Source organism: Aequorivita iocasae (assembly GCF_016757735.1).
Lineage (GTDB): Bacteria > Bacteroidota > Bacteroidia > Flavobacteriales > Flavobacteriaceae > Aequorivita > Aequorivita iocasae.
The window spans coordinates 3246435-3264612 of the sequence record NZ_CP068439.1 but is presented as its reverse complement, the minus strand read 5'-3'; the positions used below and the strand labels follow the sequence as shown (position 1 = coordinate 3264612).

The 18178-nt window shown below is 39.3% G+C and carries 22 protein-coding genes; 15 read left to right on the top strand and 7 right to left on the bottom strand.

Going from position 1 to position 18178, the window contains the following annotated elements; translation table 11 throughout:
• Positions 1-9: 9 nt before the first annotated feature.
• Both gldI and JK629_RS15015 read right to left on the bottom strand, forming a co-directional pair.
• A complete protein-coding gene (gldI, locus tag JK629_RS15020; protein ID WP_202336414.1) occupies positions 10-564 on the bottom strand; it encodes a gliding motility-associated peptidyl-prolyl isomerase GldI in 555 nt (184 codons plus the stop codon).
• On the bottom strand, positions 554-1579 hold the full coding sequence (locus tag JK629_RS15015; protein WP_202336413.1) for a DHH family phosphoesterase: 1026 nt from the start codon (positions 1577-1579) through the stop codon (positions 554-556). The genes gldI and JK629_RS15015 overlap by 11 nt, the downstream gene beginning before the upstream one ends.
• A gap of 148 nt (positions 1580-1727) precedes the next feature.
• Here JK629_RS15015 and JK629_RS15010 point away from each other — a divergent pair, with 148 nt between their 5' ends.
• Positions 1728-2147, top strand: a complete 420-nt coding sequence (locus JK629_RS15010; protein WP_202336412.1) for a nucleoside-diphosphate kinase — start codon at positions 1728-1730, stop codon at positions 2145-2147.
• A 74-nt stretch (positions 2148-2221) separates the two neighbouring features.
• On the opposite strand, the gene JK629_RS15005 is transcribed toward JK629_RS15010, so the two are convergent.
• The 3 genes from JK629_RS15005 to recF form a co-directional block, all read right to left on the bottom strand.
• A complete protein-coding gene (locus JK629_RS15005; protein WP_202336411.1) occupies positions 2222-2518 on the bottom strand; it encodes a DUF721 domain-containing protein in 297 nt (98 codons plus the stop codon).
• A gap of 17 nt (positions 2519-2535) precedes the next feature.
• Positions 2536-2973, bottom strand: a complete 438-nt coding sequence (locus JK629_RS15000) for a lipocalin-like domain-containing protein (RefSeq protein WP_202336410.1) — start codon at positions 2971-2973, stop codon at positions 2536-2538.
• Between the two features lie 79 nt (positions 2974-3052).
• Positions 3053-4138: a DNA replication/repair protein RecF gene (gene recF / locus JK629_RS14995; protein WP_202336409.1), complete on the bottom strand. Its 1086-nt coding sequence runs from the start codon at positions 4136-4138 to the stop codon at positions 3053-3055.
• A gap of 322 nt (positions 4139-4460) precedes the next feature.
• Here recF and JK629_RS14990 point away from each other — a divergent pair, with 322 nt between their 5' ends.
• From JK629_RS14990 to JK629_RS14960, 7 genes are all read left to right on the top strand, one after another.
• Positions 4461-5228: a tetratricopeptide repeat protein gene (locus JK629_RS14990; RefSeq protein WP_202336408.1), complete on the top strand. Its 768-nt coding sequence runs from the start codon at positions 4461-4463 to the stop codon at positions 5226-5228.
• Positions 5229-5726, top strand: a complete 498-nt coding sequence (gene ribH, locus JK629_RS14985; RefSeq protein WP_202336407.1) for a 6,7-dimethyl-8-ribityllumazine synthase — start codon at positions 5229-5231, stop codon at positions 5724-5726. It abuts the gene before it with no gap.
• A 193-nt stretch (positions 5727-5919) separates the two neighbouring features.
• Entirely contained in the window at positions 5920-6204 is a 285-nt protein-coding gene (locus JK629_RS14980; protein ID WP_202336406.1) for a riboflavin synthase subunit beta, read from the top strand.
• Positions 6205-6210: 6 nt separating this feature from the next.
• Positions 6211-8055, top strand: coding sequence for a DNA mismatch repair endonuclease MutL (gene mutL / locus JK629_RS14975; RefSeq protein WP_202336405.1), 1845 nt, complete (start codon positions 6211-6213; stop codon positions 8053-8055).
• Positions 8056-8790: a rhomboid family intramembrane serine protease gene (locus tag JK629_RS14970; protein ID WP_202336404.1), complete on the top strand. Its 735-nt coding sequence runs from the start codon at positions 8056-8058 to the stop codon at positions 8788-8790.
• Between the two features lie 2 nt (positions 8791-8792).
• Positions 8793-9668 carry a rhomboid family protein gene (locus tag JK629_RS14965; RefSeq protein ID WP_202336403.1) on the top strand — a complete coding sequence of 292 codons (876 nt, stop codon included), beginning with the start codon at positions 8793-8795 and terminating at the stop codon, positions 9666-9668.
• A gap of 3 nt (positions 9669-9671) precedes the next feature.
• The gene (locus JK629_RS14960) at positions 9672-10688 is read left to right on the top strand and encodes an endonuclease/exonuclease/phosphatase family protein (RefSeq protein WP_202336402.1); all 1017 of its coding nucleotides are present in this window, start codon (positions 9672-9674) and stop codon (positions 10686-10688) included.
• A gap of 36 nt (positions 10689-10724) precedes the next feature.
• On the opposite strand, the gene JK629_RS14955 is transcribed toward JK629_RS14960, so the two are convergent.
• On the bottom strand, positions 10725-11354 hold the full coding sequence (locus tag JK629_RS14955) for a WbqC family protein (protein WP_202336401.1): 630 nt from the start codon (positions 11352-11354) through the stop codon (positions 10725-10727).
• Positions 11355-11517: 163 nt separating this feature from the next.
• On the opposite strand from JK629_RS14955, the gene udk reads away from it, so the two are divergent.
• From udk to JK629_RS14920, 7 genes are read left to right on the top strand one after another with little or no spacing between them, the layout of a single operon-like run.
• Complete coding sequence (udk, locus tag JK629_RS14950; protein ID WP_202336400.1) at positions 11518-12138, top strand: uridine kinase; 621 nt, start codon at positions 11518-11520, stop codon at positions 12136-12138.
• Entirely contained in the window at positions 12135-12467 is a 333-nt protein-coding gene (locus JK629_RS14945; protein WP_202336399.1) for an FtsB family cell division protein, read from the top strand. Before udk ends, JK629_RS14945 begins: the two co-directional genes overlap by 4 nt.
• A complete protein-coding gene (locus JK629_RS14940) occupies positions 12464-13855 on the top strand; it encodes a methylmalonyl-CoA mutase subunit beta (RefSeq protein WP_202336398.1) in 1392 nt (463 codons plus the stop codon). Before JK629_RS14945 ends, JK629_RS14940 begins: the two co-directional genes overlap by 4 nt.
• Complete coding sequence (locus JK629_RS14935) at positions 13852-14034, top strand: hypothetical protein (RefSeq protein WP_202336397.1); 183 nt, start codon at positions 13852-13854, stop codon at positions 14032-14034. The genes JK629_RS14940 and JK629_RS14935 overlap by 4 nt, the downstream gene beginning before the upstream one ends.
• On the top strand, positions 14027-16186 hold the full coding sequence (gene scpA, locus JK629_RS14930) for a methylmalonyl-CoA mutase (RefSeq protein ID WP_202336396.1): 2160 nt from the start codon (positions 14027-14029) through the stop codon (positions 16184-16186). The genes JK629_RS14935 and scpA overlap by 8 nt, the downstream gene beginning before the upstream one ends.
• A gap of 26 nt (positions 16187-16212) precedes the next feature.
• The gene (locus JK629_RS14925) at positions 16213-17181 is read left to right on the top strand and encodes a hypothetical protein (RefSeq protein ID WP_068760795.1); all 969 of its coding nucleotides are present in this window, start codon (positions 16213-16215) and stop codon (positions 17179-17181) included.
• A 50-nt stretch (positions 17182-17231) separates the two neighbouring features.
• Positions 17232-17582 (top strand): hypothetical protein, encoded by a 351-nt coding sequence (locus tag JK629_RS14920; RefSeq protein WP_068760794.1) that lies wholly within the window; start codon positions 17232-17234, stop codon positions 17580-17582.
• A gap of 175 nt (positions 17583-17757) precedes the next feature.
• On the opposite strand, the gene JK629_RS14915 is transcribed toward JK629_RS14920, so the two are convergent.
• Positions 17758-18147, bottom strand: a complete 390-nt coding sequence (locus JK629_RS14915) for an HU family DNA-binding protein (RefSeq protein ID WP_068760793.1) — start codon at positions 18145-18147, stop codon at positions 17758-17760.
• Positions 18148-18178: the final 31 nt, after the last annotated feature.

The following is an 18178-nucleotide window of genomic DNA, read 5'->3' as shown; positions in this document are numbered from 1 at the left end:
GGTTTTAATTTAATTTTCGTTTGATTGTTCAATTGAGTGTAAAGTTATAGTGCTCTGCACCGGAATATTGGTGCCGAGTTTTTCTTCGATCCCATAATAGCCAAAAGCTTTGTAGGATGGAAAAAGAAAGGTTACTGTCTCACCTTCCTTCATGAGTTTTATGCCTTCACGAACTCCTGATATTAACTCTTGGTTGCTTTGGTCCACTTTATATTGTTGAAGGCCATTTTCTTTTTCTGAAACAATTACGCTGCCATTAAGGTCTTTTATATCATAAGTGAATTTTACAATATCGCCCATATCTGGCATTTCGGTGTTTGTGGTATCCCGTGTGTTGTAATAGTACCAAAATCCCTGCTCAGAAGAAATATAGTTGTTGGTGGAGTCTTTGGCCATTAATTTTTCAATAAAAATTTTCTCCTCGTCATAGATTTTCTTATTGCGTTCGGCAGATTCCTTAATGAAAGTTCCAGAGTTACTTTGCACGGGGCGTCTGGCTTCGGGGCTTTTGCAGGAAACAATTATTGCTAAAAAAAATAAAATATTAAACAGCTTAAGAGGCATCTTTGAGTGCGTTTTTATAACGGGGCAAGATACTAATAAATTCAGATATTGTTTTGTTAAGGTCCTGTGAACTTTTCCCGCCCGCAGCATTAATGTGACCGCCGCCGTTGTAATGGTTACGCGCAAAATCATTCACAGAGAAATTTCCTTTACTCCTAAAGGAAATTTTTACAATATTTTCCTGTTTATTTTCTATGAAAATAACCGCAAAAACAACCCCTTTTACAGAAAGCGCATAATTTACAAAACCTTCGGTATCGCCTTTTTTAAAATTGTGGTCGTCCAGTTCTTTTTGGGTCATAGTTATATAAGCCGTGTGTAATTCAGGCAGAATTGTCAAATTGTTTAAAGCTACCCCTAAAAGCTTCATCCTTTCTGGACTGTTGGTATCATAAACATTTTGGTTTATAATGGCACTTTCGGCACCGGCTTCAATCAATTTGGCAGCTACTCTGTGCGTGGTGGGGCTGGTGGACGAGAAGCGGAATGAACCCGTATCGGTCATGATTCCTGTGTAGAGATTTACGGCAATTTCCTTTGAAAGTTTATCAGCCTCTCCCAATGCGTCCATAAAATGATAGACCATTTCGGAAGTGGAACTCATTTTTACATCACTATAAGTTGCAATAGCATAATCTGCAGGTTGTTGGTGATGGTCTATCATCACAAATTTTGCGGTTGCGTTTTCCAAAACAGCTTGTAATTCGCCGCCCACTCTGTCTAAACTGTTAAAGTCCAAAGTGAAAATTAAATCGGCCTTGTCAAATATTCCGCCAATTTTCTGAACTTCTTTTTCATAAATAATGATTTCATCACAACCTGGCAGCCATTTTAAAAAATCTGGAAAATCGTTCGGCATTATTACCGTTGTGCTGTGGCCCAAACTTTTCAGAAAAAAGGAAAGTCCCAAACACGAGCCAACCGCATCCCCATCAGGGTTTTTATGTCCCACAATTACAACTTTTTGTGGGGAAGTCAAGAGTTTTCTAACTGCTTCAGTAGTGTCTTTATTCATAGTTGGCGAAGATACAATAAATACAAATTATGAAAGAAAGGCTTATGCGAAGATATTTCTGTGGAAATCTTAAGAAATCATTAAACATTCCGTAAATAGTTGCTTTTCATTTTCAAATGGTTATTTTTGCCGAAATTTTAAAAACACAATGAGAACAGACAGAACATTTACAATGTTAAAGCCAGATGCGGTCGAAAAAGGACACATAGGCGCCATTCTTGAAAAAATTAACGCTTCAGGTTTTAGAATCGTAGCGATGAAACTTACCCAAATGACTACTGCAGACGCAAAAGAATTTTACGCGGTGCACAGTGAGCGCCCATTTTACGGCGAATTGGTAGAATATATGACCCGCGGTCCAATCGTTGCGGCTATTCTTGAAAAAGAAAATGCGGTGGAGGATTTCCGCACTTTAATTGGTGCAACCAACCCAGCCGATGCTGCCGAAGGTACCATCCGTAAATTATACGCAGCTTCTATTGGTGAAAACGCCGTTCACGGAAGTGATAGCGATGAAAACGCAGCTATTGAAGGTGCTTTCCATTTTGCAGGTCGCGAAATGTTTTAAGCATTTACAACATATTTTAACAGAAAACGTCTTCCATTTTGGGAGGCGTTTTTGTTTTTTGTGAATTAAGGTTTTTAGCGTAGAATCAATTTAGCAATCAATTCCTTGCCCAATTCCTCATTTAAAAGTTTAATGATTTTTTCTTTCCCATAACTTAATTCCTCTCGCAAAACGGAAGATGAAAGCTGAACATATAAAGTATCGCAGTCCAATTTAATATCTGTTGTATATTTTGATATTGCGGCGCCCATTACCACATCCCAAGCTTCTTTGGCATTCACTTTGTCCAAACCTTTTTCCAAGCGGTTTGCGCCAATAAATTCTTTTAAAGCATCTCCAATTGATATGTTTTCTGCGTGTCTTTTTGCCATTTCTCTGTTGGGGGATTTCAGTTGTCAGTTGTCGGTTTTTCAAAATCAAACTTTTTGAATTTTGAATAGGTGTAAATTTTATTGTCCCTGTTTTTCACTTTTAACGTGCTATCTTTTGCTTCAATTACAGTTTCTTTCCATTCGTCAAAAGGGGTTTTGTAATACATCCGCAAACTGTCTTCCTCAATTTTTAAAGTGAAATCTTCCGAAATGCCATTGGTTTCAAAGGTACCGTCAATTTTTGGCGAAACTTTAGTGCGTAACCCGCTGTCGCCTTTCACTTCAATATAATCTAAAACAGTATTTACATCAAATTTCTTTTTTTCACCATCGGGCATTTCCACCGTTTTTATTTCCCAATAGCCGCTTAGGTTTTGTTTTTGTGCCTCGGGATTGGGTTTTTCGCAGGAAAGGGCGATAAGCGAAACTACAATAATTATAATTTTTGAATTCATGGGTTTTGGTTTTTGAGTTCTTTGCGCTCTCTGCGCCTTTGCGGTGCTACTTTACCGCAAAGGCGCAGAGGACACAGAGTTAGGGGGACAACGGAAACATTTTATAAGTCTGATGTACTTTTTTAATCACCTCTTCAGTACGTTCGGCGTGTGTGTCGCTAATAAAAAGCTGTCCGAAATTTTCATTGTCAACCAGGGTAATCAAATGTTCTACCCGTGTTTCGTCCAATTTATCAAAAATATCATCCAACAGCAAAATCGGGTTCGTTTTTGAATGATTTTTTATGAAATCGAACTGCGCCAATTTTAAAGCTATAAGATACGATTTTTGTTGTCCTTGAGAGCCAAATTTCTTGATCGGATGGCCATCAATTTCAAAAACGAGATCGTCTTTGTGTATTCCGAAGATGGTGTATTGGGTAATTTTATCTTTCGTAATATTTTTTTGAAGTAGCGTCAACAAATCATTCTCCTGCAATTGGCTTTCATAAACCAAATTGATGCTCTCCTCACCGCTGCTGATGCTTTTGTAACGGTTTAAAAATATTGGTAGAAACTCTTCCAAAAAGGCAGTACGTTTTCCAAAAATTGAAGTTCCGTAATTGTGAAGCTGTTCATTATAAATATCAATCGTGTCTTGACTGAAAGTATTGTTTGCCGCAAAATATTTCAAAAGCGAATTACGCTGAGCAAGTACTTTGTTGTATTTAATCAACGTATTGAGATAGTTAGAATCGCGCTGTGAAATTACCCCGTCAATAAATTTTCGGCGCGTATCGCTTCCTTCAATTATCAAGTCCCGATCTGCCGGTGAAATAATTACCAAGGGCAAAAAACCTATGTGTTCACTGAATTTATCATAGGTTTTCCCGTTTCGTTTTATAATTTTTTTCTGTCCTTTTTTTGCGCTGACTACAATTTTTTCGGGCGCTTCCTTTCTTTCATAAAAACCTTCCACCACAAAAAAATCTTCGCCGTGTTTTATGTTTTGGATAGTAATGGGGTTAAAATAACTTTTTCCGAAGGAAAGATGGTAGATTGCATCCAGCACGTTAGTTTTTCCCACACCATTATTTCCCACAAAACAATTTATTTTTGGGTCGAAGTCGAAAGTTTCAGCTTCAAAATTTTTATAGTTGAGTAAGGATAGTTTTTGTAAAATCATATAAAAAAGGACTTAAGACTTTTTGAGATAGGACTTAAGATTAAAGTATTAAAAATTTCATTCGGAAAGCATTTCAAAAAGGTGTAAAAATAAGCTGTTTGTTATGATTATGTCTTACATCTTTTGTCCTTTAGTCTTTAGTCTTTTGTCAAAATTTAAAATTTCTGCAGCAATTTTCAATATTGACGGCTTGTCTGTGATGAATAACCGCTTTGCAAATTATTAAAAAATAAGAAATATTTATCCTTTCAAATTCCATTAAAAATTTTATTTTTGCGCCATTCCCGCGAAGGCGGGAATCTTAATAATTATAAGTAACAATATGGCAACGTACAAGAAACGCGGAGGCAAACCAACTACAAAAGCTGAAAAAGAAACACAGCTTGAAGAAAACAGCACAACAGCAGAAGTATTTAACACGCTTGACGAGGGCGCATCAAAAACGGAAGCTTGGGTTGAAAAAAACCAAAAGGGAATTTTGGGCTTTATCATCGTTGTGGCCGTTCTCGTGTTGGGGTATTTTGCATACGATCAATATATTAAAACCCCAAAAGAAACAGAGGCAATGAACGAAATGTTCCAAGCACAGAGCTATTGGGAACAGGCGTTGACAGCACCGGCAAAAGATTCGCTTTACAATCTTTCCTTACAAGGTGGTGAAGGCAAATACGGTTTCTTGGACATTATTGAAAACTACGGCGGTACAAATGCAGCCAACCTTGCACATTATTATGCTGGAATGGCTTACTTGAATACCAACAAATATCAAGATGCAATTGCCCAGTTAGATAAATTCAGCAGTGATGATGATATTTTGGCGCCTTTGGCAAAAGGCGCAATTGGCGATGCTTTCGTACAATTGGGTCAAAACGAGGATGCTCTAAAATATTACGAGGAAGCCGCTACAATGCGTACCAATGATTTTACAACACCGCGTTTTCTATTAAAAGCGGGTATTGCAGCAATGTCTTTAGACCAAAATGATAAAGCATTGTCACATTTCAAAAAAATAGCTGAAGAATATCCAAAATCTACAGAAGCTACTAAGGCTGAAATATATACCGGCCGCGCGGAAGCAATGAACAAATAAATGGCGACAGCAAATACAAATTTATCGGCTTACGATAAAACAACAATCCCAAACGCGAAGGACTTTCGGTTTGGGATTGTTGTTTCAGAATGGAACCACGATATAACTGAAGGCATGTTTCAAGGTGCATTTGATGCTCTAAAAGATTGTGGTGCCATCAATGAAAATATTGTGCGTTGGAATGTTCCCGGCAGTTTTGAACTTGTTTACGGATGTAAAAGAATGACGCAAAGTTATGATATGCTGGATGCCGTAATTGCAATAGGAAGCGTAATCCAAGGTGAAACAAAACACTTTGACTATGTTTGTGAGGCTGTTGCGCAAGGCATAAAGGACCTAAACGTGCAAGGTAATATTCCCGTCATTTTCTGCGTTCTTACCGATAACAATATGCAGCAGGCTATAGACCGCAGCGGTGGAAAACACGGTAATAAAGGTACTGAGGCTGCGATTGCTGCGATTAAAATGGCACAACTTCGGAAAGATTCTAAGTTTTAAATACGAAATTGGATTTTCGAAATGGAAAAGTAATTATTTTCAAATCCCAAGTCCCAAATTCCAAATTTCAACTACTGCCAACTGCAACCGAATACTGAATACTTCAGAAAAACGGCATCATAATTGTTTAAAACAAGCTTCAGAAACACTTTAGAAAACATACTATTTTCAGTAACTTTGAAGCACGTCAATTATGGGACTAATAGGTAAGAGAAAAAACAAAAAGTACAGTTACAAACCTCGTCATTATGAGTTTGACGGTGACGGTAGCCCCTTTTCAATGGGGCATAAATTTGATGAATTTCGAACTACTGTTGGCGATAATAAAGGTTTGAAAGGAAAATTCAAAACCGCTTGGGCAGATTTACGGCAATCTTCGGACAGAAACGCAAACCGTAGACTTATTATAATAATAGCAATTCTTATCCTACTTTTCCTATTTATTATTGATTTCGATTTATCTATTTTCTACGCATAAATTTTAATGGCAGACATTATTCAGTTATTACCGGATCACGTTGCAAACCAGATTGCAGCTGGGGAAGTTGTACAACGACCCGCTTCGGTAGTGAAGGAATTGCTTGAAAATGCTATTGATGCCAAAGCAACCTCAATTACACTGGTAATAAAAGATGCCGGTAAAACTCTTGTGCAGGTTACTGATAATGGAATAGGGATGAGCGTTACCGATGCCCGGCTAAGTTTTGAACGTCATGCTACTTCAAAAATAAAATCGGCGGAAGATCTTTTTAACCTTCACACAAAAGGTTTTCGGGGCGAAGCACTTGCTTCAATTGCAGCAATTGCACATGTTGAGCTGAAAACCAAAACAGAAGATTCTGAAATTGGAACCCACCTCACTATTGAAGGTAGTAAAGTAATTTCACAAGATCCTGCAGTGGTTCCAAAGGGCACGACCATTTCAGTTAAAAATCTTTTTTATAATATTCCCGCGCGTAGAAATTTTCTGAAAAGCAATCCCGTGGAAACCCGTCATATAATTGACGAATTCCACCGTGTGGCTTTGGCACATCCAAATGTTGCATTTCAAATGCTCCACAACGGGAGCGATGTTTTTAACCTCCCTTCTTCAAATTCTCGGCAACGAATTGTAAATATCTTCGGCAGCAAAACCAATGAAAAACTGGTTCCCGTTCACGAAGAAACCGAAATCCTAAAAATTGAAGGCTTTGTGCTAAAACCTGAATTTGGAAAAAAAAGTAGGGGAGAACAGTTCTTTTTTGTAAACCACCGCTTTATTAAAAGTCCGTATTTGCATCACGCTGTTTCTGCTGCGTTTGAGGGTTTGATGAAAAATGACGTGCATCCGGGCTATTTTCTTTGTTTGGACGTAGATCCACATTCCATCGATATCAACATTCATCCCACAAAAACCGAAATTAAATTTGACGACGAGCATTCTATTTATGCCATGCTTCGCGCTACGGTGAAACACAGTTTAGGGCAATTCAACATTGCGCCAGTGCTCGATTTTGAAAGAGACAAAGGTTTTGATACGCCTTATGAATACAGCAAAAAATCACCAACTGCGCCTTCCATTGAAGTGGATCGCGACTTTAATCCTTTTAAGGAAAAACCCAAACAGGGTAACATCAATTTTCCTTTCAAAAGGGAGCAGTCTGCTTCGTGGGAGTCATTATACGTTGGATTAAAGGATGAAAATGCTGCTGTTTCAAATTTGGAAGATATTGAGTTCGAAAGTGAGGAAGTAACCGGCAGTCTTTTTGAAAATACCGAAACCGAATCGGGACAACTAACTTTTCAGCTTCAAAATAAATACATTGTGAGTCCCTTGAAAAACGGGATGATGATAATTCATCAAAACCTTGCACACCAAAGGATTCTTTACGAGGAATTACTGAAAAACATCACCGTAAAAGAAGCGGTAAGCCAGCAATTATTATTTCCATTGCAGCTGCATTTTTCAAAACCCGATCTTGAAATTATTGAAAAAGTACGAGAACAATTGGAGCACACCGGATTTATCTTTTCAGAAATAAAAGATGAAACGATTGAGATTAGCGGAATTCCAGTGCTGATATTGGAAAGCCATGTTGTAAATTTGCTCAGCCAATTGGTGCACGATATAAAAGAGGAAGTACCTGATAGTGGTTTTAGCCAGAACGATATGTTGGCAAAATCCATGGCGGCCAGTATGGCTATAAAGACTGGGGTTTCGTTGAATAGCGAAGAACGTGAGCATTTGATCAACCAACTTTTTGCTTGCAAAGAACCATCTGTGTCTCCAAGGAATAAACTGATTTTTACAACCATGGATGTGAGTGATCTCGATAAAAAATTTATGTAAATGGGAAGAATAACCGATACCGTAAAATTTCTATTAATACTGAATGTGATCTTTTTTATAGGAACACAGTTTACTGGTGGAACGGCGGAGCGTCTTTTTGCTTTGTACTATTTTGAAAATCCGGGATTTCAGTTATGGCAGCCATTAACTTCTATGTTTATGCATGCCAATTTTTTCCATATACTTTTTAATATGTATGCGCTTTGGGCCTTTGGCTCACCGTTGGAAATACGTTGGGGACAAAAAAAATTCCTGTTTTTTTATTTTTCGGCAGGGCTTGGTTCAGCTTTAATTTATACGTTGGTAAATTATTTTCAACTGCATAATGGAATGGACGCCTTAATAAGTGCGGGAATGAGCCCAGAGCAGGTTATGGATCTTTTGAATTCTGGTAAATATAACACCGCCATTTTAGATTATGTCTCGCAAGATACCATACAGGGAATGTACAATACCTACAATGGTGTGGCTTTGGGAGCTTCGGGTGCGGTATATGGTGTTTTGGTAGCTTTTGGAATGCTTTTCCCAAACATAGAGCTTATGCTTATTTTTCTCCCCATACCGATAAAAGCAAAATATTTTATTCCTGGAATAATTCTATTGGACATAGTTTTTGGAATTACCGGAACCCCTACAGGCATTGCGCATTGGGCACACATAGGTGGAGCACTCTTTGGCTTTATCATGGCTTGGTACTGGAAAAAGAATAGTTTTGATAACCATCGCTGGAACTAATTATGGCAGCAACTAACCTTTCATATAAATATAAAACCGCCAGTATTTTGGTAAAGCTCATTGTTATAAATGTAGCTGTGTTTTTGGTAGTGTACCTGGCTTCTTTTTTCTTGAGTATGAGCCCACAATATTTATCGCGATGGTTTGTACTTAGTGATGATTTCGATACCCTTTTATTTCGTCCATGGACATTAATTACCTATGGTTTTCTGCATTTTGGTTTTTTCCACATTTTGTTTAATATGCTATGGTTATATTGGTTTGGGCAATTTATTTTAAACCTTTTCACTGGAAAAAGATTGCTTACCGTTTATCTGCTTGGAGCCGCTGTGGGTGGACTATTGTTTATGCTCTCATACAATTTCTTCCCTGTTTTTGAAATGAAACGCGGGTTTCTTATTGGCGCATCGGGAGCGGTAACGGCTATTATGGTTTTTATTGCTACCTACACACCAAACACCGAAGTACGGCTTTTCACCTTTACCCTTAAGCTTTGGCATATTGCGCTGTTTCTTTTCCTTTTTGATTTGGTGCGAATTCCCTCTTCGGGGAATGCGGGTGGGTTGATGGCGCACGTGGGGGGAGCTGTTTTCGGCTATATTTACGCAGTACAACTTGCCAAAGGAAACGACATTGGTAAATGGTTTGAGAACTTTATGGATTGGATTGCAAATCTCTTTAAGCCCAGAACAAAAAAACCGTTTAAAAAAGTACACCGTACATCACAACCCACTCCACGGCGTTCTACCTCCAAAACCGAAAAATCTGAAAACCAAAAAAAGGTGGACAGTATTCTTGACAAAATAGGAAAAAGCGGCTACGAAAGTCTCACAAAGGAAGAAAAGGACTTTCTGTTTAAAGCCGGAAAAGAAGACTAGCCCATGCGGAAAACTCTCAACAAATTGATTTACTGGGGCAATTTGCTCGCGGCATTTTTATTGTTGATTTCCTTCATTTTGCCTTATTTACCGCCTAAAAGTTTCCCCACACTTTCATTACTCAGCCTGATAGTTTCCTTGCTAATAATTGTGAATATTATCTTCGCAATCTATTGGGCCGTACAATTTAGGCGAAGATTCTTAGTGTCGTTCACCGTACTTTTGATTTCCTATTTTTACTTCAACGTATTTTACGAAATTTCCTCGGAAGGCGATGCTTCCCAATATAAAAACACCCTCAGTGTATTGTCTTACAATGTGCGCCTTTTCAACGCATACGAAAAGAACCCACAAACGGATGCTTCGCAAATACTTTCTAAAATGCTTTTTGAAGAATCCCCTGATGTGGTCTGCGTGCAGGAATATTATAAACCCAATACAATTGATTTTTCAGCTTATAAGTATCAATACATTCACTTTAAATCTGAAAAGGCAAAGTTGGGCCATGCCATCTTTTCAAAATATCCCCTTGTCAATACAGGTGCTTTTGACTTTGAAGAGACCTACAATAACACCCTGTACGCCGATGTTGTTAAAGGCACTGACACGATTCGTATTTACAGTCTACATTTACAATCCCTTGGTATTATACCGAGGGTAAGCTTTTTGCAGGAAAGCGATAATGAAAAACTCCGAAAACGGGTATCGCGCGCTTTTGAAATGCAACAAAGACAGGTGGAGGCTATTTTGGAGCACAAATCGGGAACCAAACACGCAGTTATTCTTGCTGGGGATTTCAACAATACGCCCTTTTCGTACAGTTATAGAAAATTAAAGAACGGTATGCAAGACGCCTTCCGTGAGCGGGGAAACGGTTTGGGAACAACCTTCAAGTTTGAGAAATACCCCATGCGCATCGATTATATCTTTGCCTCCGAAGGCCTTGATATTGTCTCTTTTGGTACTCTGAAAAAAACTTTTTCCGATCATTACGCTGTTCGGGCTACTGTAGGGTGGTGAATTCAATTACCAATTACCAATTAGCAAAAACCGATTTTATTCTGTAATATTTAACTGTTGTTTTTCCAAATAACTCAAGGCGTTCGGCCCTTCGTTAAAAAGTAAATCCAGTACCGAAAGATTTGGGAGAAATTCATGATTTGCCTCGTGTACCTGTATATAGTTTTCGGGTTGGAAAGCTGAATTTCTTTTTGCGTTTACCAAAATGCGTAAATCTGTTACCCCGGGATTTTTTTCAAAAGAGTTTGTTTTTGTAACTTCAACTTCAATCCCCAACAATTCGCAAAGCAAGTCAAAGATTTTTAGATTGTGCTCCATCAAATTACCCACGGTCTCGGTGAACAATGGCTCCAAATCATCCTCGTAATACTCAAAAAAAGGTGAAGTTCTATAAGCGCTCTGCAAACTTTTCCAGTGCTGTTCCTGCCACGGAAAGTCATTTTCAACAATCACATCCTTAGTTTTTTGGCGTTTTCCGGTTTTGGTGTGCTTTATGGGAATGTTCAGCAAAAGTTTTCCATTGCTGTGGGCGATAAAGGTTCTATTTCTATACGTTTGTTTTTGGTAATTATCCTCAACTTCAAAAACAACCTTTTCGGCCTGTGCTACCGCAGCCATCTGTTCAATGGACGGAAAATAAGAGGGGTGGAGGAGGATTGTTTTCATTCAAAATTTAAAGACTTCAAAAATAGGTAAGAAATTGATAATGCAAACAAAATCTAAAACGAAATTGCCCCTCTTTTAGCGGACTGGGGGGATGTTTAAAACTTGAAACCTGAAACTTGAAACCTGCAACCCTTTTCCCTACCTTTGTAAAAACCTTTAAAATATGCTCATAATTGGCATTGCCGGCGGCACCGGCTCTGGAAAAACAACCGTTGTAGACCAAATTGTGGAAGAGCTTCCTGTTGATGAAGTATGCGTTATTTCACAAGATTCCTATTATCACGATACCAGCCATCTTTCTTTTGAGGAGCGTACAAAAATAAACTTCGACCACCCGAAGGCAATCGATTTTGATTTATTGGTGAGCCATTTAAAGGAACTTCGCGACGGAAATTCTTTTGAGCAACCTGTATATTCCTTCGTGGAGCACAACCGAACTGGAGAAACAATCACTACCTTTCCAAAAAAGGTTATTATTGTTGAAGGAATTTTAATCTTGGCGCATACCGATATTCGCGAAATGTTCGATATAAAAATCTTCGTGCATGCAGATAGCGACGAACGTTTAATTCGTCGTTTAAAACGCGACATTGCCACACGTGGCCGTGATCTGGAAGAAGTGCTCAACCGCTACCAAAACACCCTAAAACCGATGCACCAGCAGTTCATTGAGCCTACCAAGGAATTTGCGGACATCATTATACCTACAAACAGATACAATACGGTAGCTGTAAACGTTATAAGAAGCATCATCCATCAAAAACTAAGCTATACCGAATCGTGAAACTATCAGAGCTAAAAAAGAACAAGTGGATTCGATTTATAAGCAATAAATATGTGCTTATCCTTCTTCTATTTGTAGTTTGGATGATTTTCTTTGATGCCAATTCCTATTTAATCCATCACGAATTGGACAGCGATATCAATGCCTTGGAAGAAAACGCAGAGTTTTATCAAAACGAAATAGATAAAGATAAAACCTTCATCAAAAAAATGGAGGACAGCAACGAGATGGAGAAATTCGCCCGCGAAAAATATTATTTGAAAAAGGAAAACGAAGATATTTATATAATTGAACACGAAGACAGCATCAAAAAAGAAGAAAAACGATGAGTAAATTTCTATTTGAAGATTTTGATGAAGTTTCCGCTAAACAGTGGAAACAACAAATACAGTACGATTTAAAAGGCGCCGATTACAACGAAACCTTGGTTTGGCAAAGTCCCGAAGGTATTAACGTAAAACCTTTTTACCACGAAGACGATTTTAAGGAAGGTTTTCAGCCCGTTCCCGGCCAGCCAAAAACCTGGAAAATAGCCCAAGAGATTTTTATAGATGATGAAAAGATAGCAAACCATATTGCTTTGGATGCTTTAAAAAGAGGCGCAGAGGCTATTGTTTTTACAGCTGCGGAAGATTTTGACCCAAAGACCGTTTTTAAGGATTTTCCATTGGATCAGGCTTCCATTTATTTTAAACTATCATTTCTTTCCGAAGCTTTTTACGGTAAACTCATCAAATTCTTTTCAGAAAAAAAGGCAACTGTCTTTTACAATATAGATTTAATAGGAAATTTGGCCCGCACCGGAAATTGGTTTAACAATTTGAAAAAAGATCATGAAATGCTTGATTCCCTTTTTCAAAAATATCCTTCCGAAAAACTTCTTTCAGTTGATGCATCTTTATACCAAAATGCAGGTGCCAACATAGTACAACAATTAGCCTACGCCTTGGCACATGCTAACGAATATTTAAACCACGTATGTCATCCTGAGCGTCTCGAGGGGCTTCATAAGCAGAATTTTAAATTAACCTTTCTACTCACAACTGGCCCAAACTACTTCTTCGAAATAGCGAAAATCCGCGCCCTGCGAAAACTCTATGCAGCCCTGGCAAAAGAATACGGAACAACCGAAACCTGCCACATCATAGCAACGCCTTCAAAACGCAACAAAACCCTTTACGATTACAACGTAAACCTATTGCGTAGCACCACAGAATGTATGAGCGCAATCCTTGGCGGGGCAGATACCGTCTGCAATTTGCCGTACGATGCGTTGTACCACAAGAGCAACGAGTTTGGCGAACGCATTTCCCGCAACCAATTGCTTATTTTAAAGCACGAAAGTTATTTTGATACGGTTAGCAATCCTGCAGACGGAGCATACTATATTGAAAGCTTGACGGCAGCACTTGCAGAAAAAGCGCTTCAGCTTTTTAAGGAAATAGAAAAAGGCGGCGGATTTCTTCAGCAACTAAAGGAAGGTACCATTCAAAAGAAAATAAAGGAAAGCGCTGAAAAGGAACAGCAACTTTTCGATAGCGGCAAACTGAAATTATTGGGAACCAACTACCATCCCAACAAAAATGATAGAATGAAACACGATTTGGAACTTTTTCCCTTCGTAAAACACAATCCCGTAAAAACCCTCATCCCACCAATTGTTGAAAGAAGATTATCTGAAATCACTGAACAAGAACGCTTAAAACTTGAATCATGACAGAAGAACTTGAAATTTTATTGGGAATAATCTTTTCAATTTTAGGACTTGCAATTTTGATTAGATTAAAAAAATTGAGCAAATCTAAATATTACCGTTACCTGTTTCTTGCTGGAGCAATTTTGTTGATAGGCTTTGGTATTTATTTAGCAACACAAAGCATTTATCTATATGGATAGAAAAAATTTACAAAACATCCGATTAACTAACTCGAATGACTCAAATGTCAGTACGAGCGCACTCAAGAACTCCCACGAGACTAACTCTTCAACTTTTCAAACAGCCGAAGAAATACCTATAAAAAAAGAATATACGGCTGAAGACATAGCCCACCTACAGCATCTAAACTTTGTTGCCGGAATCGCGCCAAACCTCCGCGGGCCATATTCCACTATGTACGTTCGCCGTCCCTGGACCATCCGTCAATATGCAGGTTTTTCAACAGCTGAAGATAGCAACGCCTTTTACAGACGGAATCTCGCCGCAGGCCAAAAGGGGCTTTCGGTAGCTTTCGATCTCGCCACGCACCGCGGCTACGACAGCGACCACGAAAGGGTAGAAGGCGACGTAGGGAAAGCAGGGGTAGCCATAGATAGCGTAGAGGATATGAAAATCCTTTTCGACCAAATTCCGTTGGACAAGATGAGCGTTTCCATGACAATGAACGGCGCCGTGCTTCCCGTTATGGCATTCTATATTGTCGCTGCGGAAGAGCAAGGCGTTTCGCCAAAGGATTTGGCGGGAACTATCCAAAATGACATTTTGAAGGAATTTATGGTGCGGAACACCTACATTTATCCGCCCACGCCTTCGATGAAGATTATCAGCGATATTTTTGAATTCACTTCGAAAAATATGCCCAAGTTCAACAGCATCTCCATCTCCGGTTACCATATGCAGGAAGCGGGAGCCACGGCAGATATTGAACTTGCCTACACTTTAGCAGATGGATTGGAATACATCCGCACCGGAATAAAGGCGGGAATGGATATTGACACTTTCGCCCCGCGACTCTCTTTCTTTTGGGCCATCGGGATGAACCATTTTATGGAAATTGCAAAAATGCGCGCTGCCAGAATGCTTTGGGCAAAGATTGTAAAACAGTTCAATCCAAAGGACGAAAAATCACTCGCCTTAAGAACCCACTGCCAAACCAGCGGTTGGAGCCTTACCGAGCAGGATCCATTCAACAACGTAGCCCGAACCGCAATTGAGGCAGCAGCAGCAGTTTTCGGCGGAACGCAATCATTGCACACAAATGCTTTGGATGAGGCCATCGCACTGCCCACCGATTTCTCCGCACGCATTGCACGAAACACCCAGATTTTCCTTCAGACCGAAACCCAGATCACCAAAACCGTGGATCCTTGGGCGGGCAGCTATTATGTGGAAAGTCTTACCAACGAAATCGCCAACAAAGCCTGGGAACTCATAGAAGAAGTAGAAGAACTCGGCGGCATGACCAAAGCCATTGAGGCCGGCATCCCCAAACTGCGCATCGAGGAAGCCGCCGCACGCAAGCAGGCACGCATTGACAGCGGGCAGGATATTATCGTGGGCGTTAACAAATACCGACTTGAAAAGGAAGATCCGCTACAAATTCTGGATGTAGACAACCAAAAAGTCCGCACCTCGCAGATTGAACGTTTAAACCGAATAAAAGCAGCGCGCGATACCCAAAAGGTGGAGAAGGCATTGGTAGCAATTACCGAATGTGCAAAGACAGGTGAAGGAAATTTGTTAGCTTTAGCCGTAGAAGCCGCTCGCCACAGAGCAACCCTTGGCGAAATCTCAACCGCGATGGAAAAGGAATTCGGTAGGTATAAGGCACAAATACGCTCCTTTAGCGGCGTTTATAGCAAAGAGATGAAAAAAGATCCAAGTTTTGAAAAAGCAAGACAAATGGCCGATAAGTTTGCGGAACTGGAAGGCCGCCGCCCCCGTATTATGATTGCCAAAATGGGGCAGGACGGCCACGACCGTGGCGCCAAAGTAGTAGCCACCGGCTATGCCGATGTAGGTTTTGATGTGGACATAGGCCCACTCTTCCAAACGCCCGCCGAAGCCGCCAAACAGGCCGTGGAAAACGACGTACACATTCTCGGTGTTTCCTCCCTTGCCGCGGGGCACAAAACCCTCGTGCCACAGGTTATAGAGGCACTAAAAAAGTATGGCCGCGAAGACATTATGGTTATCGTGGGCGGCGTAATACCCGCGCAGGACTACCAATACCTTTTTGATGCCGGCGCAGTGGCCGTTTACGGTCCAGGAACCCGCATTAGTGATGCTGCTATTGAGATGTTGGGGGTTTTGATTGAGGGGGTGGAGTAGAAATATTAATACAAAGAAATCACTGAATGACAAAAGGTATTCTAATAAATGATTTGGAATTAGGATATGCTCCATTAAGTGCTTATTACTTTGCAAAATTTATTAAGGATAAAGAATTTCGCGAAAATGTCTACGATAGTCATATTTATATGATTATTCAACGTAAAGAAATTACATTCAGTAATTTTTTTCTCTGGGAGGATACTTTAGAACTCAGCTTTGATATCGAGCAAGAAGGTAATCCCGAGATTGTTAGATGCATGCTACCTCTTATTCAGGATAATATTGCGACAGATTTATCAAAGTCTATAGAATTAAGATTACATAATCGTAAAAGCACCCCTGAAAAAAAAATAGGAGCTCCTTTTAAAGGCACTCAAGCATTTACTATTCAATCAAAGAATAAAGTATCGGGAGAAGTATCAAGGTTAGCGCAATTCACTCCTGATAAACTTCTTCAAAATTATTGGAAAGGGCATATTAGAGCTAAATTTAATGGAGACTATTCTAAAATGTTGGAGTATAAAGTTCATTATGTAGGTAAATCTACAGAGCAAAATATTTGTGAAAGATTATCTAGCCATTCTACTTTTCAAGAAATCTTAACTAATCAAGAACCTTTATCTTTCCAAAACATTCCTTCTAATGAAATTATGATAATGTTATTTAGAATTAAGGATAATAACACAATTGTAAAATGGGGAGATGATGCCACCCCAACAGAAATGTCAAATTATTTATTGGATTATATGTTACCATCAAAAAAAACTATATCCTTAGACGCTGAGAAGGCATTAATAAAACATTTACAACCAGATTATAATAGAATATTATATAATAGCTTCCCTAGTAAAGATGATTTAGTTAATCATGACTATCACAATGTAATTCTTTACGGATTAAATGATCCAATAAAATTAATTTACAATAATGGAGAGTTAAAAGGAGATATTATTTTTGGTGAAAGAGATTACATATCAGTAGAAAGAATTTAAATTTGACCCCAGCTAGCGCGAGCGTCCCGCTCGTGCCTCAATCTCTTTAAATGAACAAACCCTTCCACATAAAACATCAAGACCATCTAAAATTATATGTTTTGTTAAAGGATAAAATAAGGTTTGAAGATGTGATGAACCGCAAACAAATACCATTCTATTCAGAAATCAACGAACAGCCCGATATAGCAGAAGGAATAAGATATTTCATTTTAGACACAGACCGTGGAAAAGTAGATAAATTACTTATCGAAAATGATATAATAGCCAGCACCGAAACCATTTCAAATTATGATTTCCGCAATCAAAAGAAGTTTTATAAAGTGTATGTGTGGGCTGCAATAATTATAACTTTATTGATTGCTATTGGTTTGATAACAGAATTTGTTTTTTATAGTTAACTATAATGCCTCAGCCACCACAACCATCCCGTTGTACCCAGCTAGCGCGAGCGTCCCGCTCGTGTGTCCCCACCCCCCCCCTAAAAATTTAGTGCGCACCAAGCTACAGATTGGTGCGCACCAGTTAACCATTTGTTCCGCACCAGTTGTTCGGTTGGTGCGCACCAGTTTTGCACTAGCTCTGCTTCTTGAAGCCTGCGTTGCGCACACTGTCTGCTATCCGCTTACCGGGACGGTAGCGCACATTCACTTTTTCAATCATAGTGTTTGCCACAAAATCCTCTTCCCGGTTTGCGCCCTTACTGCTAATGGAGGGGTAGAGTGACCCTAGTTTTTCCAAGCGCACAATCTTTGAATCGGCAATTGCGTTTTGGATAACGTTCTCTAAGGCAATAATTACACCTTTGATGTCTGCCTCGCTCAGGGCGCTAAATTTTTCAATTTGCTCCACCAGATCGTCAATTGTTAGTTCGCCGTCTGTTATACATCTGGCATACCATTTTTTGGTCCCGCCGCCTACCACGCCGGGTTCCCCTTTTTCTACTAATTTGTACTTAATAGCCATATTAAATAGATTTAAGATTAATAAATAAATT